18 protein-coding genes are annotated in these 17,995 nt (G+C 73.2%); 9 read left to right on the top strand and 9 right to left on the bottom strand.

Features of this window, described 5'->3' with window-relative positions; translation table 11 throughout:
- Nucleotides 1-31 precede the first annotated feature (31 nt).
- On the top strand, nucleotides 32-793 hold the full coding sequence (locus ACZ67Q_RS25780; RefSeq protein ID WP_471186300.1) for an SDR family oxidoreductase: 762 nt from the start codon (nucleotides 32-34) through the stop codon (nucleotides 791-793).
- Between the two features lie 17 nt (nucleotides 794-810).
- Here the strand turns inward: ACZ67Q_RS25780 and ACZ67Q_RS25775 are convergent, their stop codons facing one another.
- On the bottom strand, nucleotides 811-1,233 hold the full coding sequence (locus ACZ67Q_RS25775; protein ID WP_471186298.1) for a hypothetical protein: 423 nt from the start codon (nucleotides 1,231-1,233) through the stop codon (nucleotides 811-813).
- A gap of 33 nt (nucleotides 1,234-1,266) precedes the next feature.
- Nucleotides 1,267-2,673: a purine-cytosine permease family protein gene (locus ACZ67Q_RS25770; RefSeq protein ID WP_471186295.1), complete on the bottom strand. Its 1,407-nt coding sequence runs from the start codon at nucleotides 2,671-2,673 to the stop codon at nucleotides 1,267-1,269.
- Nucleotides 2,674-2,794: 121 nt separating this feature from the next.
- Between ACZ67Q_RS25770 and ACZ67Q_RS25765 the strand changes: the two genes are divergently transcribed.
- Together ACZ67Q_RS25765 and ACZ67Q_RS25760 are read left to right on the top strand one after the other, a co-directional pair.
- Nucleotides 2,795-3,637, top strand: a complete 843-nt coding sequence (locus ACZ67Q_RS25765) for a MurR/RpiR family transcriptional regulator (RefSeq protein ID WP_471186292.1) — start codon at nucleotides 2,795-2,797, stop codon at nucleotides 3,635-3,637.
- Between the two features lie 91 nt (nucleotides 3,638-3,728).
- A complete protein-coding gene (locus tag ACZ67Q_RS25760) occupies nucleotides 3,729-4,313 on the top strand; it encodes a hypothetical protein (RefSeq protein ID WP_471186289.1) in 585 nt (194 codons plus the stop codon).
- 13 nt (nucleotides 4,314-4,326) lie between these two features.
- On the opposite strand, the gene ACZ67Q_RS25755 is transcribed toward ACZ67Q_RS25760, so the two are convergent.
- The 5 genes from ACZ67Q_RS25755 to ACZ67Q_RS25735 form a co-directional block, all read right to left on the bottom strand.
- Nucleotides 4,327-4,701 carry a roadblock/LC7 domain-containing protein gene (locus tag ACZ67Q_RS25755; RefSeq protein ID WP_363263280.1) on the bottom strand — a complete coding sequence of 125 codons (375 nt, stop codon included), beginning with the start codon at nucleotides 4,699-4,701 and terminating at the stop codon, nucleotides 4,327-4,329.
- Nucleotides 4,702-4,716: 15 nt separating this feature from the next.
- Nucleotides 4,717-5,190, bottom strand: a complete 474-nt coding sequence (locus ACZ67Q_RS25750) for a roadblock/LC7 domain-containing protein (protein WP_471186286.1) — start codon at nucleotides 5,188-5,190, stop codon at nucleotides 4,717-4,719.
- A 58-nt stretch (nucleotides 5,191-5,248) separates the two neighbouring features.
- Complete coding sequence (locus ACZ67Q_RS25745) at nucleotides 5,249-6,079, bottom strand: transcriptional regulator (RefSeq protein WP_471186283.1); 831 nt, start codon at nucleotides 6,077-6,079, stop codon at nucleotides 5,249-5,251.
- The gene (locus tag ACZ67Q_RS25740; protein ID WP_471186281.1) at nucleotides 6,076-6,480 is read right to left on the bottom strand and encodes a hypothetical protein; all 405 of its coding nucleotides are present in this window, start codon (nucleotides 6,478-6,480) and stop codon (nucleotides 6,076-6,078) included. Before ACZ67Q_RS25740 ends, ACZ67Q_RS25745 begins: the two co-directional genes overlap by 4 nt.
- A 166-nt stretch (nucleotides 6,481-6,646) precedes the next feature.
- Nucleotides 6,647-8,020: a type III PLP-dependent enzyme domain-containing protein gene (locus tag ACZ67Q_RS25735; protein ID WP_471186278.1), complete on the bottom strand. Its 1,374-nt coding sequence runs from the start codon at nucleotides 8,018-8,020 to the stop codon at nucleotides 6,647-6,649.
- A gap of 162 nt (nucleotides 8,021-8,182) precedes the next feature.
- On the opposite strand from ACZ67Q_RS25735, the gene hutU reads away from it, so the two are divergent.
- The 4 genes from hutU to hutI are packed head-to-tail and all read left to right on the top strand — an operon-like array spanning nucleotide 8,183 to nucleotide 13,603.
- On the top strand, nucleotides 8,183-9,847 hold the full coding sequence (gene hutU / locus ACZ67Q_RS25730; RefSeq protein ID WP_471186275.1) for a urocanate hydratase: 1,665 nt from the start codon (nucleotides 8,183-8,185) through the stop codon (nucleotides 9,845-9,847).
- Nucleotides 9,844-11,061: an allantoate amidohydrolase gene (locus tag ACZ67Q_RS25725; protein WP_471186272.1), complete on the top strand. Its 1,218-nt coding sequence runs from the start codon at nucleotides 9,844-9,846 to the stop codon at nucleotides 11,059-11,061. The genes hutU and ACZ67Q_RS25725 overlap by 4 nt, the downstream gene beginning before the upstream one ends.
- Nucleotides 11,058-12,395, top strand: a complete 1,338-nt coding sequence (locus tag ACZ67Q_RS25720) for a formimidoylglutamate deiminase (protein WP_471186269.1) — start codon at nucleotides 11,058-11,060, stop codon at nucleotides 12,393-12,395. The genes ACZ67Q_RS25725 and ACZ67Q_RS25720 overlap by 4 nt, the downstream gene beginning before the upstream one ends.
- 38 nt (nucleotides 12,396-12,433) lie before the next feature.
- The gene (gene hutI / locus ACZ67Q_RS25715; RefSeq protein WP_471186267.1) at nucleotides 12,434-13,603 is read left to right on the top strand and encodes an imidazolonepropionase; all 1,170 of its coding nucleotides are present in this window, start codon (nucleotides 12,434-12,436) and stop codon (nucleotides 13,601-13,603) included.
- Between the two features lie 31 nt (nucleotides 13,604-13,634).
- On the opposite strand, the gene ACZ67Q_RS25710 is transcribed toward hutI, so the two are convergent.
- Both ACZ67Q_RS25710 and ACZ67Q_RS25705 read right to left on the bottom strand, forming a co-directional pair.
- Nucleotides 13,635-15,176 carry a ricin-type beta-trefoil lectin domain protein gene (locus tag ACZ67Q_RS25710; RefSeq protein WP_471186264.1) on the bottom strand — a complete coding sequence of 514 codons (1,542 nt, stop codon included), beginning with the start codon at nucleotides 15,174-15,176 and terminating at the stop codon, nucleotides 13,635-13,637.
- Nucleotides 15,177-15,309: 133 nt separating this feature from the next.
- Entirely contained in the window at nucleotides 15,310-16,179 is an 870-nt protein-coding gene (locus ACZ67Q_RS25705) for an RNA polymerase sigma factor SigF (protein WP_471186798.1), read from the bottom strand.
- A 249-nt stretch (nucleotides 16,180-16,428) separates the two neighbouring features.
- Here ACZ67Q_RS25705 and ACZ67Q_RS25700 point away from each other — a divergent pair, with 249 nt between their 5' ends.
- Both ACZ67Q_RS25700 and ACZ67Q_RS25695 read left to right on the top strand, forming a co-directional pair.
- Nucleotides 16,429-16,830, top strand: coding sequence for an STAS domain-containing protein (locus tag ACZ67Q_RS25700; protein ID WP_471186262.1), 402 nt, complete (start codon nucleotides 16,429-16,431; stop codon nucleotides 16,828-16,830).
- Nucleotides 16,831-17,047: 217 nt separating this feature from the next.
- Nucleotides 17,048-17,530, top strand: coding sequence for an ATP-binding protein (locus ACZ67Q_RS25695; RefSeq protein WP_471186259.1), 483 nt, complete (start codon nucleotides 17,048-17,050; stop codon nucleotides 17,528-17,530).
- Nucleotides 17,531-17,995 lie beyond the last annotated feature (465 nt).

Genomic DNA, 17,995 nt, shown 5'->3' with positions numbered 1-17,995 from the left:
CGCCCCGGCCGCGGATCACGAGGAGCACCGCATGTCGTACGAGAACCTCTCCGGCCGTACCGCCGTCGTCACCGGGGCCGCCAGCGGGATCGGGCAGGCCGTGGCCGTGCTGCTGGCCGCCCAAGGCGCGCGGGTCGCGCTGCTGGCCCGGCGCGGGGACCGGCTGGAGACGGTCGTGGAGAAGATCCGCGCCGACGGGGGAGAGGCCCTCGCCGTCGTCGCCGACGTCACCGACGAGGAGTCCGTGGCGCGCGCCGCCGACGCCGTGCGCGCCGCCTACGGCCGCGTCGACCTGGTCGTGAACAACGCCGGTGTGATGCTGCCCGGGCCCTTCGAGGACGGCCGCATCGACGAGTGGCAGCGCATGCTCGACACCAACGTCACCGGGGTGCTGCGGGTGATCCGCGCCTTCACCGCCGACCTGGTCGCGGCGGCCGCCGAGGGCGGCGCCGCGGACCTGGTGAACATCTCCTCCATCGGCGCGCACATCCCGTTCCCCGACTACGCCGTCTACGGCGCCACCAAGGCCGCGGTCACCTACCTCTCGCAGTCCCTGCGCACCGAATTCGGGCCGCGCGACGTGCGGGTGACCAACATCGAGCCGGGGCTGACGGAGACCGAACTGAAGACGCACGTGAGCCACAGCGAGCTGGCCACGCAGCTGGACGGCATGTTCGAGGCGCTCGGCGGGCTGGCGGCCGAGGAGGTCGCCGATGTCGTCGCCTACGTCACCAGCCGCGCCCGGCACATCAACCTGCGGCAGATCATGGTGCTGCCGACCCGGCAGGCGTGAGCCGTCAGCGGGTTTGCCTACTCCTGCCAGTCGGAGTCCCGCTCGGCACGGCGGCGGCCGAACAGGGCGGCGTTCGAGCGGGCGGCCTGCACGAAGTTGACCCCGACGACGCCCGCCCAGGCGACGACCAGGCCGCTCAGCCCCGCCTGGGTCGCCGCGATCGCGGACAGCGGGATGGCGAGCACGAGGGAGATGACCCCGAAGCCGAACCGCTCCGCCCAGGAGTCCGATGCCGGCGCGGACCGGGCGCCGCGCGCCTGCGCCATCTGCTGCTCGGCCAGCTGCCGGCGCACCCGGCGGTCCACGGCCGCGTCGACGCGCTGGTCGACCTTCTCCAGGAAGGAGTCGACCAGCGCCGACTCGTACTCCTCACCCAGCTCCCTGCGGGCGTGCAGGGTGGCGTCGAGTTCCTTCTTCAGCTCCGTGTCGTGGGCGTCCATCACCGTCTCCCGTCGCGTGGTCCGGCGTCCACGCTAGGGAGTGCGGGCCTCCTGCGCACTGGGGACAACCCCCGTCTTGGTACGGGGGTCCGCCGGGCGCCGGGAGATCAGCAGGAAGAGCACGGCCGGGACGACCAGGCCGACGATCCAGGAGATGTCGGCACCGCCGAGCGGCTCGACCAGCGGGCCGGTGTAGAAGCCGGTGGCCAGGAACGGCAGCTGCGCCACCAGTCCCGCCCCGTAGACCGCGAGGGTGCCCCAGCGCCAGGCGCCGTAGCGGCCGCGCGCGTCGAACAGGGCGGGGATGTCGTAGCGCTCGCGGGAGACCAGGTAGTAGTCGGCGAGGTTGATCGCCGACCACGGGGTGAAGAAGGTCAGCAGGAACAGCAGGAAGTCCTTGAAGGAGGCCAGGAAGCTGTCCTTGCCGGCGAGGGCGACCGCGGTGCCCGCCACCATGATCAGCGCGATGTAGGCGGCCCGGCCGCGCCGTGACAGCACCGCCCTGCCGCTGAAGCCGCTGACGCTGGTCACCATCGACATGAAGCCGCCGTAGGTGTTGAGCACGTTGATGGTGAGCTTGCCGAGCGCGATGACGAAGTAGAAGAAGGACGCCACCAGGCCGGTGCCGCCGAGCGCGACGACGTAGCCGACCTGGCTGTCCAGGAACTTCTCGCCCGCCGTCGCCGCGACCAGCACCCCGAACGTCATCGACCACTGGCTGCCCAGCGCCGAGCCGGACAGCGTCCACCAGAAGGTGGCCTTCGTGGAAGTGGTGCGCGGCAGATAGCGGGAGTAGTCCGCCACGTACGGGCCGAACGCCAGTTGCCAGGACGCCGACAGCGACATCGCCAGCAGGAACATCGGCAGGGAGAAGTGCGCGTCGTGCAGCAGGGCGGTCAGGTCGGCGCGGTCCAGCAGCCGGATGCCGAGGTAGACGAAGGCGAGCGCGCAGATCGTGCTCGCGATCCGGCCGAGGGTGTGGATGATCCGGTAGCCGACGGTCGCCATGACCCCGGTGACCAGGGCGAACACGATGATGCCGGTGGTGTCGTCCGTGTGCGTCAGCCGGCCCACCGCCTGCCCGGCGAGCACGCTGCCGGAGGCGAAGAAGCCGACGTACATCACGATCACCAGCAGCAGCGGGACCACCGCGCCGCGCACGCCGAACTGCGCGCGGGACTGGATCATCTGCGGCAGGCCCAGCTTGGGTCCCTGCGCGGAATGCAGTGCCATCACCGCGCCGCCGAGCAGGTTGCCGAGCACCAGGCCCACCAGCGACCAGACCACGTCGCCGCCGAAGACGACGGCCAGCGCGCCGGTGACGACGGCGGTGATCTGGAGGTTGGCGCCGAGCCAGAGCGTGAACTGGCTGAAGGCCGTGCCGTGCCGTTCCTCGTCCGGTACGACGTCGATGGAGCGCAGTTCGACGAGTTGAGCCATGCGTACTCCCCGGTCGGGCTGTATAACCGTATGCAGGGTTCACGTAGACTGAATAAATTGTCAATGCCTCGGCGCTGTACTCTCCCGGGGCGGCGAGGACCAACCGAAGGGGGAGTACGTCATGAGCGCGACCGACAGCCCGGCGAGCCGGTTGCAGGCCCTCTTCGAAGGGCACCGGCTCACGCCGACCCAGCGGCGCATCGCGCACAGCATGGTCCGCCGCGCCGCCGACGTGCCCTTCCTGTCCAGCGTGGAACTGGCCGAGCTGGCCGGGGTCAGCCAGCCGTCGGTGACCCGCTTCGCCGTCGCCCTCGGCTTCGACGGCTACCCGGCGCTGCGCCGGCACCTGCGCGAGGTCGTCCCCGCCGAACCGGCCGCGGACTCCGCGTCGTACAACGAGTACCAGCAGGCCGTCGAGGCGGAGATCGCGAACCTCCGGCACCTCGCCGACCTGCTCGCCGACCCGCGCCCCGTGCAGAAGGCGGGCCGCATCCTCGCCGCGTCCCGGCCGCTGCCGGTGCTGGGCCTGCGCGCTGCCGCCTCCCAGGCGTACGGCTTCGCCTACTTCGCGGCCAAGGTCCACCCGGACGTCCGGCTGCTCAACGAGGGCGGCACGATGATCCACGACCGGGTCGACGCGGCCGTGCACGCCGGCGCCACGGCCCTGCTGTGCTTCGCGCTGCCCCGCCATCCGCGCGAGGTCATCGAATCCCTGGAGTACGCCAAGGAGGCCGGACTGGCCGTGGTCACGGTCGCCGACTCCGCCTTCGCGCCGGTCGCCAAGGTCTCCGACCTGCTGCTGCCGGCCGCCGTCGGCACCGGGCTCGCCTTCGACACCGCCTGCGCGCCGATGCTGCTCGGGCGGGTGCTGCTGGAGGCGATGGCCGACGAACTCCCCGACGCACAGGCCCGGTTGGAGGACTTCGACGCGAAGGCCGCGGCGCGCGGACTGTTCGTGGAGTGACGACCCGAAACCTCTGCCGTTCTCAGATTCGTCTCACGTTCTGCCGCTAGCTTTTCCGACGGCTTGATGGAACGTGACACGGGAGGCTGACGTGGCGCGCGGAGGACAGGGACTCGCCCGGGTCGCCGTCGTCGTACGGGCGGGAGCGGCACCACTGGGCTGGCTCGGACTGATCGCGGCCGGGATCGGGGCGGTGCCGCAGGGGCTGACCGGCCGCCGGATCGGGGTGTTCGCGGGGGCGGCGCTGTATCTGCTCGCCGCGGCCGGGGTGGCACTCGCCCGCCGTGGGCGCTACGCCGCCCTCGCCCGCGGGGTCGCCCGCGCGGGCAAGTACGACATCCTGCGGGACCGCGCCGTGACCGTGCGCGCCTGGCGCCGGGGACACCGCTGGTGGCTGCTGCTCGCCTTCGCCGCCGCCCTCGGCTCCGCGTTCGCCGTACCGGTCGCCGGCGGGCTGCTGCTCGCCGGGTGCGGCACCGGGCTGTGGCTGAAGGCCGCCTGGCTCGGGCGGCTGGAGCGGGCCGGGGACGCGCTGCTGTGGGTGCCCGTCGACCGGCTCGACCGGCACGGCGGGCGGCCCGCCGGCCCGGCGGTCGGGGCCTGGCGCGGTACGGGCATCGCGGCCGGCGACGCGGCCCCGGGCGGGGCCCGCCGCCGTCCCGCGGCGCTGGTCTGACCGACCGGGTTTCTCAGACCTCGAGCTCCTGCTCGATCTTCTTCAGCTGGTGGCGGGCCATCGCCAGGTTGGCCCGCTTGGCGTCCAGGACCAGGTAGAGGAAGAGCCCGTTGCCGCTGCGGCCGCTCAGCAGGCGGATCAGGTGGTACTGGTCGGTGAGCGTGATCAGGATGTCCTCGATCTCCGTCTTGAGGCCGAGCATTTCCATGGTGCGCATCTTGGCGCGGATCACATCGGTGTTGCCGGCGGCGGCGACGTTGAGGTCGAACGTCTTGCTGCCGCCCATCGTGCCCAGCGCCATACCGCTGGTGTAGTCGACGAGGGCGACACCGGTCGCGCCTTCGATCGAGGCGAGGGCTTCCTTCAGCGCGGTCTCAGTGGTGGCCATGACGGTGGTTACCTCTCAGCTTTCGGTGGTGGCGCGCGTGTTGACCGCCCGGACGGGCAGCGGGCGCGCGGTTTCCTGGGGTGGGGTCGAGGGACGGGCGGGCGCCTGTGCCAGCGCCTCGTGGGCGTCGACCAGTTCGCCGACGCGGGCGCCGGCACGGCGGCCCTCCAGATGCAGCCGGCCGACGTTGACGCGGTCCTCGGTGAGCAGGGTCAGCACGGCGGTGCGGCCGGCCGCGTAGGTCGCGACATAGCCCTGCGCGCCGCGGATCAGCAGTTCGCGGAACTCGCCCCGGCCGGTCGCGTCGGTCATGCGGATCGCGACCGCGAGCGTGGTGGCGGTGAGCGCGGACAGGCCGTCGGGTTCGACGCCGGGGGCGTCGTGGGCGAGGACCAGGCCGTCGCGCCCGGCGGCGATCGCGCCGGTCAACTGGGGGAGGCGGGCGCGCAGCCGGTGGAGCTCGGCGAGGATCTCTGGCTCGGCCGCCATCAGGTGTCTCCTCTCGGTCGGTGAGTCGGTGGTGGGCTCTCCACGGGGGCGTGGCCGGTCAAAGGGCCTCCAGCGCATCCCTGACCCTCTTCAGCAAGGCGATGTGGGGATCGAAGTCGTCGGACGGGACGGCCGGCGGCGGCGCGGCCGCGGGGGGCGGCTGCGGCGGCGGCGTCGAGAGCAGCCCCGCAGCGGCCAGCCGGCGCACCTCCACCAGCGTCGGGAAGGCCCGCCGCCCGAGCGCCAGCGCGATGTCCGGCGCCGTCCGCACCCCGTCGACCATGGCCAGCACGGCCGCCTGGCGGGCGGTGACCGCCGGTGCCGCGACCGGGGCGGTGCGCACCAGCGGTGCGCCGTCGGTGAGCGGCTCCGGCCACAGCCGGTGCAGCAGCGCCCGCCGGCGCAGTACCTCCCGCTCCACGGCGGCGACCGGCACCGCGGGCAACGCACCGCCGGGCCGGGCCCCGGCCCGCGTGTCGGCGCCGTAGTGGAAGCGGCCCGGACTGCTGCTCGGCGCGAGGGCGAAGTAGGCGGCGTCGTACAGCGCCTGCAGGTGGCAGATCTCCATCCCGGCCCACGACAGATGCCCGGCGTCCACCAGCAGCCGCGCGGTGCCCGCCGGGTCGCCCGCCACACCGGCCGCCGCCCACCACTGCTCGGCGCTGATCGCGCCCTGCGCGGTGAGCAGCGCGCCCGGGCCCGGCGCGTACGGGCTCTCGGCGTGCACCACCGCACCGTCGGCGAGATGCAGGGTGCCGCCCTCGCGGACCAGCACGCCGGTGGCGCGCTCCGCGGCGAGCCGGGTCAGCATCGGCGACACCCCGCCCGCGGGCTCGTGCAGTGCCTTGTCCCGGACCGGCAGCGGGGGAGGGGCCTCGACCACGGTCATCCCAGCACCAGCCGGCCGGCCATCTCGCCCAGCCGGATGCGGGCCAGGGCGAGATTGCCGTCGGCGCGGCCCAGCCACAGGTGCAGCACGGCGCCGCTGTCGAACGGTGCCGGCACGAACCGCAGCAGGTGGTAGCCGTCCCGGTTGCTGACGATCACGTCCTCCACCGGCGGGTCGGCGTCGTCCGCCCCGCCGCCGGAGGTGTCCTCGGCGGCGAAGGCCGGCTGTTCGGCGGCCAGCCGGGCCAGCTCCGCCACCTCCGCGGCGGCGGCCTCGGGGTCGCCCCCGGGGAACTCCCCGACCACGCCCAGCGCCAGTCCGCTGGTCCAGTCGACCAGGGCCGCACCGCGCGCGCCGGGCAGCCGCATGGCCTCCAGCAAGCACTCGTCGATTCCGGGCACGTCGCTCCCCTCCGCCTGGGATCCGGGCGAGTGACGACGACACTACGCACCGTACGGAGGGCCGGTGAGCGTTCTGGCATTTTCCAGCGGAACATGCGGAGCGCGGACTAGTGTGGGTCAACTGAGCGCATGTTCGGGTCAATTGACCCGTTCGGGGGAGGGGCGTTCAGCCGCGCCCGGAAGCCCGCAAGGTGGTGAGCGCCCCGGCGTGCGCCCCGCCGGACTCGGCGACGATCTCGGCGGGCGTCTGCGGCTCCCGCACGACCGCGAAGGCCACGCCTCCCTCCCCGTCCGGCGCGAAGCCGTAGATGCCGGGCCGGGCCAGGGAGTTGTAGGCGTAGTGGTGCGCGAAGTAGTACGCGCCCGTGTCCAGCGCCGCCGCGTGATCCCCCTGCTCCAGCAGGGGCAGCGCCTGCTCCCGGGCCAGCAGGTCCCCGGCGAAGCACGCCGGTCCCGCCACGTCCTGCACGACGGCCGGGCCCTCCTTCGGGCGCCCCTTCGCGTCGTACGCGGCGATCCTGAGCGGCCAGGCGCCCGGTGCGTACACCGTGCGCGTGGCCACCTGCACGCCCGCGTGCGTCACCGCCACCGGACGCCCGCCCGCGCTCTTGGCGTACTCCACCCGCGCCACCACCGTGCCGTGCTTGGCCAGCAGCGACCGGCCGAACTCGGTGACCAGCCCGTACCGCCCGTCGAACAGCCCCGGCACCGTCTCGGCCAGCAGCCGCGCGTACTCGGCGTACGTCGGCGTCGCCGCGTCGGAGGCGAAGTTCACCGGCAGCCCCCCGCCGATGTCGAGGGTGTCGATCTGCCGTCGCCCGGCCCGCGCGTTGATCTCCTCCGCGAGCGCGTAGGTCTCGGCCACCCCCTGGGCCATCAGCGTCAGCGGGATGCCCTGCGACCCGGTGTGCGCGTGCAGCCGGGTCAGCCACGGCCGCTCCAGGCACGCCCGCACCACCCACTCCCGGGCACCCTCGTCGCGCAGCGCCACGCCGAACTTCGAGGTGGCCGTCGCGGTCGACAGCGCCTCGATGGAACCGCCGCCGACCTGCGGGTTCACCCGGATGCCGAGCGGTGAGCCACTGGACGTGGTCCGCATCAGTGCGTCCAGGCGGTCCAGTTCCTGCGGATTGTCGGCGTTGACCGCGACGCCCAGCGCCAGCGCCTCGCGCAGCTCGGCCGGCGTCTTGGCCGGCGAGTCCAGCACCGTCGCCGTGGCCGGCACCCCGGCCGCGCGCGCCAGCGCCAGCTCACCCGGGCTCGCCACCTCCGCGCCGATGCCCTCCTCCCACAGCAGCCGCAGCACGGGCACCAGCGGGGTCGCCTTCACCGCGAAGGCGTGCAGCACCGGTGTGCCCGGCGCGGCCACCGCCTCGAACGCCGCCCGCAGGGCGGCCGCCGACTCCCGGATGCCGGTGACGTCGAGCAGCCCGACCAGCGGCGCGTCGGGGCCGAGCAGCCCCTGCTCCACCGCGGCGCCGACCGCCTCGTCCCGTCGCGCCGCGCACTCCTGAGCCCCGGTGTCGATGTCGTGCTCCACGGATCGCCCCTCCTGCCGCTTCGGTGTCTCTTCCTGCCGTGCCCGCCTTGCCTGCTTCCAGCCAAACACCCGCGGGGCGCGGACGCGGCCGCTCCACGTGTTGACTAGTTCTATTCAGAAAGCGAGGATGTGAATAGTCGTAGTACCAGCAGGAGGCAGACCATGTCGGGACCCCGCCCCGTACGAGCACCGCGCGGCACCGAGCTCAGCGCGCAGGGCTGGCAGCAGGAGGCCGCCCTGCGCATGCTGCAGAACAACCTCGACCCCGAGGTCGCCGAACACCCGGACAAGCTCGTCGTCTACGGCGGCACCGGCAAGGCCGCCCGTGACTGGCGCTCCTTCGACGCGATGGTGCGCACCCTGCAGGGCCTCAAGGCGGACGAGACCATGCTGGTCCAGTCCGGCCGCCCGGTCGGCGTCATGCAGACCCACGAGTGGGCCCCGCGCGTCCTCATCGCCAACTCCAACCTGGTCGGCGACTGGGCCAACTGGGAGGAGTTCCGCCGCCTGGAGCAGCTCGGCCTGACCATGTACGGCCAGATGACCGCCGGCTCCTGGATCTACATCGGCACCCAGGGCATCCTCCAGGGCACCTACGAGACCTTCGCCGCCGTCGCCGCGAAGAAGTTCGGCGGCACCCTCGCCGGGACCATCACCCTCACCGCCGGCCTCGGCGGCATGGGCGGCGCCCAGCCCCTCGCCGTGACGATGAACGACGGCGTCGCCATCTGCATCGACTGCGACCCGCGCGCCATCGACCGCCGTATCGAGCACCGCTACCTCGATGTGCGGGCCGACTCCCTCGACCACGCCCTCCAGCTCGCCACCGAGGCACGCGACCAGCGCAAGCCGCTGTCGATCGGCGTCCTCGGCAACGCCGCCGAGCTGGTCCCGGAGCTGCTCGCGATGGGCGCCCCCATCGACATCGTCACCGACCAGACCTCCGCCCACGACCCGCTGGCCTACCTGCCCGTCGGCATCGCCTTCGAGGACATGGCCGACGCCGCCGCCAAGGACCCGGCCGGCTTCACCACCCGCGCCCGCGAGTCCATGGCTAAGCACGTCGAGGCGATGGTCGGCTTCATGGACGCAGGCGCCGAGGTCTTCGACTACGGCAACTCCATCCGCGGAGAGGCCCAGCTCGCCGGCTACGACCGCGCCTTCGCCTTCCCCGGCTTCGTCCCCGCCTACATCCGCCCCCTGTTCTGCGAGGGCAAGGGCCCCTTCCGCTGGGCCGCCCTGTCCGGCGACCCGGCCGACATCGCCAAGACCGACAAGGCGATCCTCGACCTGTTCCCGGAGAACGAGTCGCTGGCCCGCTGGATCAAGATGGCCGGTGAGCGCGTCCACTTCCAGGGCCTGCCCGCCCGCATCTGCTGGCTCGGCTACGGCGAGCGCGACAAGGCCGGCGAGCGCTTCAACGACATGGTCGCCTCCGGCGAGCTGGCCGCGCCGGTCGTCATCGGCCGCGACCACCTCGACTGCGGCTCCGTCGCATCCCCCTACCGGGAGACCGAGGCCATGCTCGACGGCTCCGACGCCATCGCCGACTGGCCGCTGCTCAACGCCATGGTCAACGTGGCCTCCGGCGCCTCCTGGGTGTCCCTGCACCACGGCGGCGGCGTCGGCATGGGCCGCTCCATCCACGCCGGCCAGGTCACCGTCGCCGACGGCACCCCGCTCGCCGGCGAGAAGATCCGCCGCGTCCTGACCAACGACCCCGGCATGGGCGTCATCCGGCACGTCGACGCCGGCTACGACATCGCCGAGTCCGTCGCCACCGAGCGCGGAGTGCGGGTGCCGATGCGTGAGGGTGACGGGGCGTGAGCTTCCACAGCATGTGGGCGGAGTTGCTGCCGATCGGCCGCGACTCCGCCTCCGGCGGCTACCGGCGCTACGCCTGGACCGGCGCCGACGCCGACTGCCGGGCCTGGTTCCGGCAGCAGGCCGAGGACCGCGGTCTGACCTACGAGGTCGACCGCAACGGCAACCAGTGGGCCTGGCTCGGCGACCCGAACGCCGGGGACGCCGTCGTCACCGGCTCCCACCTGGACTCCGTCCCCGACGGCGGCGCCTTCGACGGCCCCCTCGGCGTGGTGTCCTCCTTCGCCGCCCTGGACGAACTGCGCGACCGGGGAGCGCAGTTCACCAAGCCCCTCGCCCTGGTCAACTTCGGTGACGAGGAGGGCGCCCGCTTCGGGCTTGCCTGCGTCGGCTCCCGGCTCACCGCCGGACAGCTCACCCGTGAGCAGGCCCACCGCCTCACCGACGGCGACGGCGTCACCCTGGCGAAGGCCATGGAAGCCGCCGGCCACGACCCCGACGCCATCGGAGCGGACCCCGAGCGGCTCGCCCGCATCGGCGCCTTCGTCGAACTGCACGTCGAGCAGGGCCGCGCCCTCGACCTCACCGGCGACGCCGTCGGCGTGGCCAGCGCCATCTGGCCGCACGGCCGCTGGCGGTTCGACTTCCGCGGCGAGGCCAACCACGCCGGCACCACCCGGCTCGTGGACCGGCGCGACCCGATGCTGCCGTACGCCCGGACCGTCCTCGCCGCCCGCCGCGAGGCCGAACTCGCCGGCGCCGTGGCCACCTTCGGCAAGATCGCCGTGGAGCCGAACGGCGTCAACGCCATCCCCTCCCTGGTGCGCGGCTGGCTCGACTCCCGCGCCCCCGGCCAGGACACCCTCGACACCGTCCTCGCCGGCATCGAGAAGGCGGCCCGCGAGTACGCCGACGCCCACGGCGTCGACCTCGACGTGGTCCGCGAGTCCTTCACGCCCGTAGTCGAGTTCGACCACGCCCTGCGCGACGAACTCGCCCGCCTCCTCGGCCACGACGGCGAGCTGACCGTGCCCGTCCTCGGCACGGGCGCGGGACACGACGCCGGGATCCTGTCCGGGAGCATCCCGACCGCCATGCTGTTCGTACGCAACCCCACGGGCGTCTCGCACTCCCCGGCCGAGTCCGCCGCCGAGGACGACTGCGTGGCCGGAGTGCACGCCCTCGCCGACGTACTGGAAGGACTGGCCTGCCGGTGACCCACGGGACGTACTGGCTGGAACACGCCTGGCTCGACACGAACGTCGAGCCGGGCGTCGCCCTCGACATCACGGACGGCCGCATCACCGCCGTCCACACCGGCGTCGCCACCCCGCCGCCCGGCGCCGGGGTCCTGCGCGGACTGACCCTGCCCGGGCTGGCCAACGCGCACAGCCACGCCTTCCACCGGGCCCTGCGCGGCACCGTCCAGGTCGGCTCCGGCACCTTCTGGACCTGGCGCGAGGTGATGTACTCCGTCGCCGACCGGCTCACCCCCGACACCTACCACGCCCTCGCTCGCGCGGTGTACGCCGAGATGGCGCTCGCCGGCATCACGGCCGTCGGCGAGTTCCACTACGTCCACCACGCCCCCGGCGGCACCCCCTACGCCGACCCCAACGCCATGGGCGAGGCGCTGATCGCGGCCGCCGCCGAGGCCGGCATCCGCATCACCCTCCTGGACACCTGCTACCTCTCCGCCGGTTTCGGCGCCGCCCCGAGCGCCCACCAGCTGCGCTTCTCCGACGGCACCGCCGCGGCCTGGGCCGAACGCTCTGCACTTCTCAAGGAACACGATCACGCACGGATCGGAGCGGCGATCCACTCGGTGCGGGCCGTGCCCGCCGACCAGTTGGCGACCGTCGCCGCCTGGGCCGAGGAGCGGCGGGCCCCGCTGCATGTGCACCTCTCGGAGCAGACCGCCGAGAACGACGCCTGCCTCCAGGCGCACGGCCGCACCCCCACCCGGCTCCTCGCCGACCACGGAGTGCTCGGCCCGCGCACCACCGGCGTGCACAACACCCACCTCACCGACGAGGACATCGCACTGCTCGGTGGCTCCGGCACGGGCACCTGCATGTGCCCCACCACCGAACGCGACCTGGCCGACGGCATCGGACCCGCCGTCGCCCTGCAGCGCGCCGGCTCCCCGCTCTCCCTCGGCTCCGACAGCCACGCCGTCGTCGATCTGCTCGAAGAGGCCCGCGCGATGGAGCTGAACGAACGGCTGCGCACCCGCACCCGCGGCCACTGGACCGCCGCCGCCCTGCTGCGTGCCGCCAGTGCCGACGGCCACGCCGCGCTCGGCTGGAGCGACGCGGGCACCCTGGCCCCCGGCGCCCTCGCCGACTTCACGACGATCGCGCTGGACTCGGTCAGGACAGCGGGACCACTGCCGCGCCTCGGCGCCGAGACGGCCGTATTCGCCGCGACGGCAGCGGACGTACGCCACACGGTCGTGGGCGGCCGGCACGTCGTACGCGACGGTCACCACTCACTCGTACCGGACGTGCCCCAGGCACTCGCGAGCGCCGTCGACGCCCTGCGCGGCTGACCCGGCCGTCCCCCATCCAGGCCCACCACGAGGACACCATGAGCACCGTCATCACCAACATCGCCGCGCTGGTCACCAACGACCCCTCCCTCGGTGACGGCTCCCCCCTCGGTCTGATCCAGGACGCGGCCGTCGTCGTCGACGGCGACCGCGTCGCCTGGATCGGTACATCAAGCGAAGCACCCGCCACTGACAACCGGGTCGACGCCGGCGGCCGTGCGGTGATCCCGGGCTTCGTCGACTCCCACTCCCACCTGGTCTTCGCGGGCGACCGCACCCAGGAGTTCAACGCCCGCATGTCCGGCCGCTCCTACAGCGCCGGCGGCATCCGCACCACGGTCGCCGCCACCCGCGCCGCGAGTGACGCGGAACTCGAGGCCAACCTCACCCGTTACCTGGACGAGGCCCTGCGCCAGGGCACCACGACCTTCGAGACCAAGTCCGGCTACGGCCTGACCGTTCAGGACGAGGCGCGCGCCCTGCGCATCGCCGCGCGCCACACCGACGAGGTCACCTACCTCGGCGCGCACATCGTCTCCCCGGACTACGCCGACGACCCGGCCGCCTACGTCGACCTGGTCACCGGCGCGATGCTGGACGCCTGCGCACCGCACGCCCGCTGGATCGACGTCTTCTGCGAGAAGGGCGCCTTCGACGGCGACCAGGCCCGCGCGATCCTCACCGCCGGCAAGGCCAGGGGCCTGCTCCCGCGCATCCACGCCAACCAGCTCTCCTACGGCCCCGGCATCCAGCTCGCCGTCGAACTCGACGCGGCCAGCGCCGACCACTGCACCCACCTCACGGACGCCGACGTCGACGCGCTCGCCAACAGCTCCACGGTCGCCACCCTGCTGCCCGGCGCCGAGTTCTCCACCCGCGCCCAGTGGCCGGACGCGCGCCGCCTGCTCGACGCCGGCGCCACGGTCGCGCTGTCCACGGACTGCAACCCGGGCTCGTCCTTCACCTCATCGGTGCCCTTCTGCATCGCTCTCGCCGTCCGGGACATGGGCATGACCCCCGACGAGGCTCTCTGGTCGGCCACCGCGGGCGGCGCGGCGGCCCTGCGCCGCGACGACATCGGCCGCCTCACCCCGGGCGCCTACGCCGACCTGGCCGTCCTCGACGCCCCCAGCCATGTCCACCTGGCCTACCGGCCGGGTGTCCCGCTGGTCACGGAGGTCTGGCGCCGCGGCACGCGCGTGGCCTGAGCGGGCCGCCGCGGGAGCGGGCCGTGCGGCGTCAGCGCGCCCCGGCCCGCCACCGCTGGCCCGCGCTCCCGTCGAGGCGCTCCAGGGACAGCCCGTCGCCCCAATCCGGGGTGAGGGCCCTGCCGAGGTCGATCACCGGGCGGATCGCCCCGTCACCGTCCACCACGAACCGCAGGTTGTCCCCGTTGCGCCCGTAGAGCGAACGGCACTCCCAGATCCCGACCCCGCGGTCCACGTCTCCGCGGCTGTCCAGGCAGAAGTCCGGGTCGGCGTACGACTGGAGGGCGTTCCGTTCGGCGTCGTAGCGCCAGCGCTGCGTGGGGGAGGGGTCGCACGGGGCGGTGACGACGTCGTTGCCCTCCTCGAAGGAGCCGTCGCGCACGTCAAGGCACAGGCCGGACGCGGCGTTCACCACCTGCGCGTAGGTACCGTCCGGCGGACGCGGCGCGGGAGGCCGTGGGGTGGGCGCCGGTCTCGGCGCGGCCGTGTGCGTGGGCGACGGTGACGGCGACGCTGAACCAGGAGAAGGGGACGGCGAGGCGGACGCCGACGTGCGGGACGGCGACGGGGACGGCGACGCCGAGACGGTCGCTGTGGCCGTCACCGTCACCGGTGGCGCGAGCGTCGGCGTGGTGACCGCGCTCGCCCGGTCCTGCGCGGGCTGCTCGGCGGGTTTCAGCAGCAACACGAGCAGCGGTACCAGCGCGACGCCGAGCGCGGCCGAGGCGAGCGCGACCCGGCGGGCGGGCCGCCAGCCCTGTTCCTCGGCAAGGGGAAGCGGCGCGGGGGCGGCGGCCTCCTGGCGTATGTACGCCGTGCCGCCCCACGGCAGCAGTCCCTCGGCCAGCGCCGCGGCCGGCGTGTCGTACAGCGCGGTCAGTTCCTCGCGGGCGGCCGTGCAGGAGGCGCAGTGCGTCATGTGCATCCGCAGATCGGCGCTGTCGCGGGGGTTGTCGGGCCGTACCGACTCCTCGATCAGACGGCGGAAGTCACCGCAGTCCGGGTCGGGCGAGGCGGCCAGGCGCTGCCGCAGACATGCCTGCGCGAGGGTCTTCAGCGCGGGGGCGGTGCCGTGGACGACGTCCGCGGGGCTCATGCCGACGAGCGCGGCGGTGCGCTCGGCCGTCTCGCGCTCCAGGACGCCGTACCAGATCAGGCCCTGGGTGCGCGGGGGCAGCGAGCGGAAGGCGGGGAGCATCGCGGGGGCGGGCCCGTGCGGACCGGCGCTGCTCAGCACGAGCAGAAGAGAGGGGTCGAGGCCGCCCGCGCGTTCGTCCCCGGACCAGGCGCCGGCGAGCCGGACCGTGAGCAGCAGCAGGTGGTGCCGCCACGGTACGGCGGGGTCGATGCCGCGCGCGGTCTCGCGGGCCGCGTGCGCGAACGCCTCCGCCGCCAGCTGCCGGGCCGCCGCGTCACCGGCGGCGCACCGGCGCGCGTACTCGAGGACGCGGCCCAGATGGCGGCGGCGCAGCTCCTGCAGCGCGGGATACGCGGTCGCCGTCCCCGTGCGCAGCAGCTCCGTCAGACGTGCGTCGGACGCGTCCGCGTACACCTCTGCCTCGGCCCGGGCCATCCGCCGCCTCCTCGCGCACGTTCGCCGACCTACCGACAAGTAGGGGGCGACCGTAGTGCATGGAGAGGGCGCAGGGGACCCGGGAGGAAGAAGTTTCCCGGGGTAACCCCTGTGAACGCCGCGGAAGGTCCTGTCACTCCTCGACGGTGAGGCCCTTGCGCAGCCGCACCAGCGTCCGCGACAGCAGACGCGAGACGTGCATCTGGGAGATGCCGAGTTCCTCGCCGATCTCCGACTGGGTCATGCCGGCGACGAACCGCAGGGAGAGGATCTGCCGGTCCCGCGGCGGGAGCTCGGCGATCAGCGGCTTCAGCGACTCGACGTACTCGATGCCCTCCAGCCCGTGGTCCTCGTAGCCGATACGGTCCGCGAGCGCGCCCTCGGCGTCGTCGTCCTCCGGCTGGGCGTCCAATGAGGAGGCGGTGTACGCGTTGGACGCGGCCATGCCCTCGACGACCTCGTCGTTGCTCAGGCCGAGGCGCTCGGCCAGCTCCGCGACCGTCGGGGCGCGGTCCAGCTTCTGGGCCAGCTCGTCGCCGGCCTTGGCGAGGTCCAGGCGCAGTTCCTGCAGCCGGCGCGGGACGCGCACCGACCAGGACGTGTCGCGGAAGAAGCGCTTGATCTCGCCGATGATGGTTGGCATCGCGAAGGTCGGGAACTCGACGCCGCGGGACAGTTCGAAGCGGTCGATCGCCTTGATCAGTCCGATGGTGCCGACCTGGATGATGTCCTCCATCGGCTCACTGCGGGAGCGGAAGCGGGAGGCGGCGAACTTGACGAGCGCGAGGTTCAGCTCGACGAGGGTGTTGCGCACGTACGAGTATTCGTGCGTGCCTTCTTCGAGTGACTCCAGCCGCTCGAACAGGGTCTTGGACAGGGCCCGCGCGTCGACAGGGCCCACCTCGTCGTAAGGGGGGATCTCCGGGAGTGCGGAAAGTATGTCCTCCGGAGGGGGTGTCGACGTCGTCGTCCGGGTATGCGAGGCGTCGAGCCGGGGTGACATGAGGTCCTCCATCGTTCTCGGCATATGGCTGCCGAAGCCAGTACGTGCACTGCGGTGTGCGGCGCCTCCAAAGCCGGCCGTGTCGGTTACGGGGTCCTACTAGGCCTACCCGCTCCGATGGAACGATCGCAAGTGCGTTTCGTTCAGGTATGTCCGTTTGTGTGCAGTTGTTCGGGTGTCGGGTCCCGTGGAGAAGGCGTAGTGTTCGAGGTCGTCAGTCAGCAGCCACGACCTCGGGAGTAACACGGCATGGACCGCGGGACGGTCGGCAGCGCACAGTCGGGCCGGCTTCTGGTGGAGGTGCGGGAAGAAGGCTCCAGTGCCGTCGTGACGGCGGCGGGTGAACTGGACCACCACACCGCCGAACTGCTGCGCGAGCCCCTCGAAGACTGCCTCGACAAGGGCTTCAGCAGGCTCGTCGTCGACTGTTCGCGCCTGGAGTTCTGTGACTCCACGGGCCTGAACGTGCTGCTCGGCGCCCGCCTGAAGGCGGAGGCCGCCGGAGGCGGGGTGCACCTCGCCGGGATGCAGCCGGTGGTGGCCCGTGTGTTCGAGATCACAGGCGCGGAGGCGGTCTTCACCGTGCACGACTCGGTCGAGGATGCCCTGGCAGGTGACAGCGGTTCCGCACCGCCGGGCGCCGCCGACTGACCCACCCGCCCGTGCGGTGCCGTGCGGGCCGCGGCCGGAGGTATGTGTACGTCACACCCGCCGCGCCGAACCGGGGGGTGTTCCGTCCGCCGGCTCGGGCAGGAGACATCCTGAACCTGTCGAGCCATCGACGGAACCATCCCCCGTCGAGCCACGTAGTGAGTCGTGAACCGAAGTCTTGAATCCTGAACTGGTGAATCGGTGAGGTGAAGCGCTGATGAGCACCACCCGGCCTTGTTCGCCGGGCGACCGCGGCCCGGAGCCCAGCGGCGCTTCCGGGGCGTCGGCGGGCCGTCAGGTCCGCACGCTGAGCTTCGACGACCAAAGCGGTGTCGTTCCGCTCGCCCGCGATTTCGCCCGTCAGGCGCTGTACGCGTGGGGGTGGCTGCCCGCCGCCTCCGCGGATCAGCGGGCCGCGGCCGAGGATGTGCTGCTCGTCGTGTCCGAGCTGGTCACGAACGCGTGCCTGCACGCCGAGGGGCCGGACCGGATGGAACTCACCTGCGACAACAAGGTGATCCGCATCGAGGTGGCCGACCGCGGGACGGGTCAGCCGGCCCCCCGCACCCCCCACCGCGCCGGCCGTCCCGGCGGCCACGGCATGTTCATCGTCCAGCGGCTGTGTCTCGACTGGGGCGTCGTCCGACTCCCCGGAATCGCGGGCAAAAGAGTCTGGGCGGAACTGGGCGCCCCGGCGTAGAGCCCCGCGTACCGGCTGCGCCGCGCACCGGCGTCACGCGCCGCGGGCCGCGCACTCGGCGCGTCCGGGCGCCCGGCGTCGGTGTTGGCCGGGGTGGGTGCGCATCCTGGCGCCGGCAGAGCGCCGCTGCGCCCACCCGCGCCGCCCTGGGCTCCCCTGGGGTCCCCTGCTCGAAAAGCTTTGGGGAGGCCCGACTGTCCGCAGCTGAGCCAGATGGTGCCCACGGGCCCCTGCGGCCCGCAGCCATGCCGGCATGGCGGTCGCCCACTGCCGCATCCACCGCCGCGCGCCACGGGGTCGACTCGCGCGCCACGGCGTCGGTGCACCCGCGTGCGGCGGGGAGGGGCCGGGGTGGGGGGTGTCCGCCAGCAGCGCCCGGCACCGGCACAGGGCGCTCCGTGCCAGGGAACGGGCGGCCGGACCGAGGACGGACACCCCCCGCCCCGGCCCCGCCCCACAACGCAC

This window comes from Streptomyces sp. NPDC036813 (genome assembly GCF_055609245.1).
The sequence above is the reverse complement of the archived record's forward strand: the minus strand, read 5'-3'. Positions and strand labels throughout refer to the sequence as shown.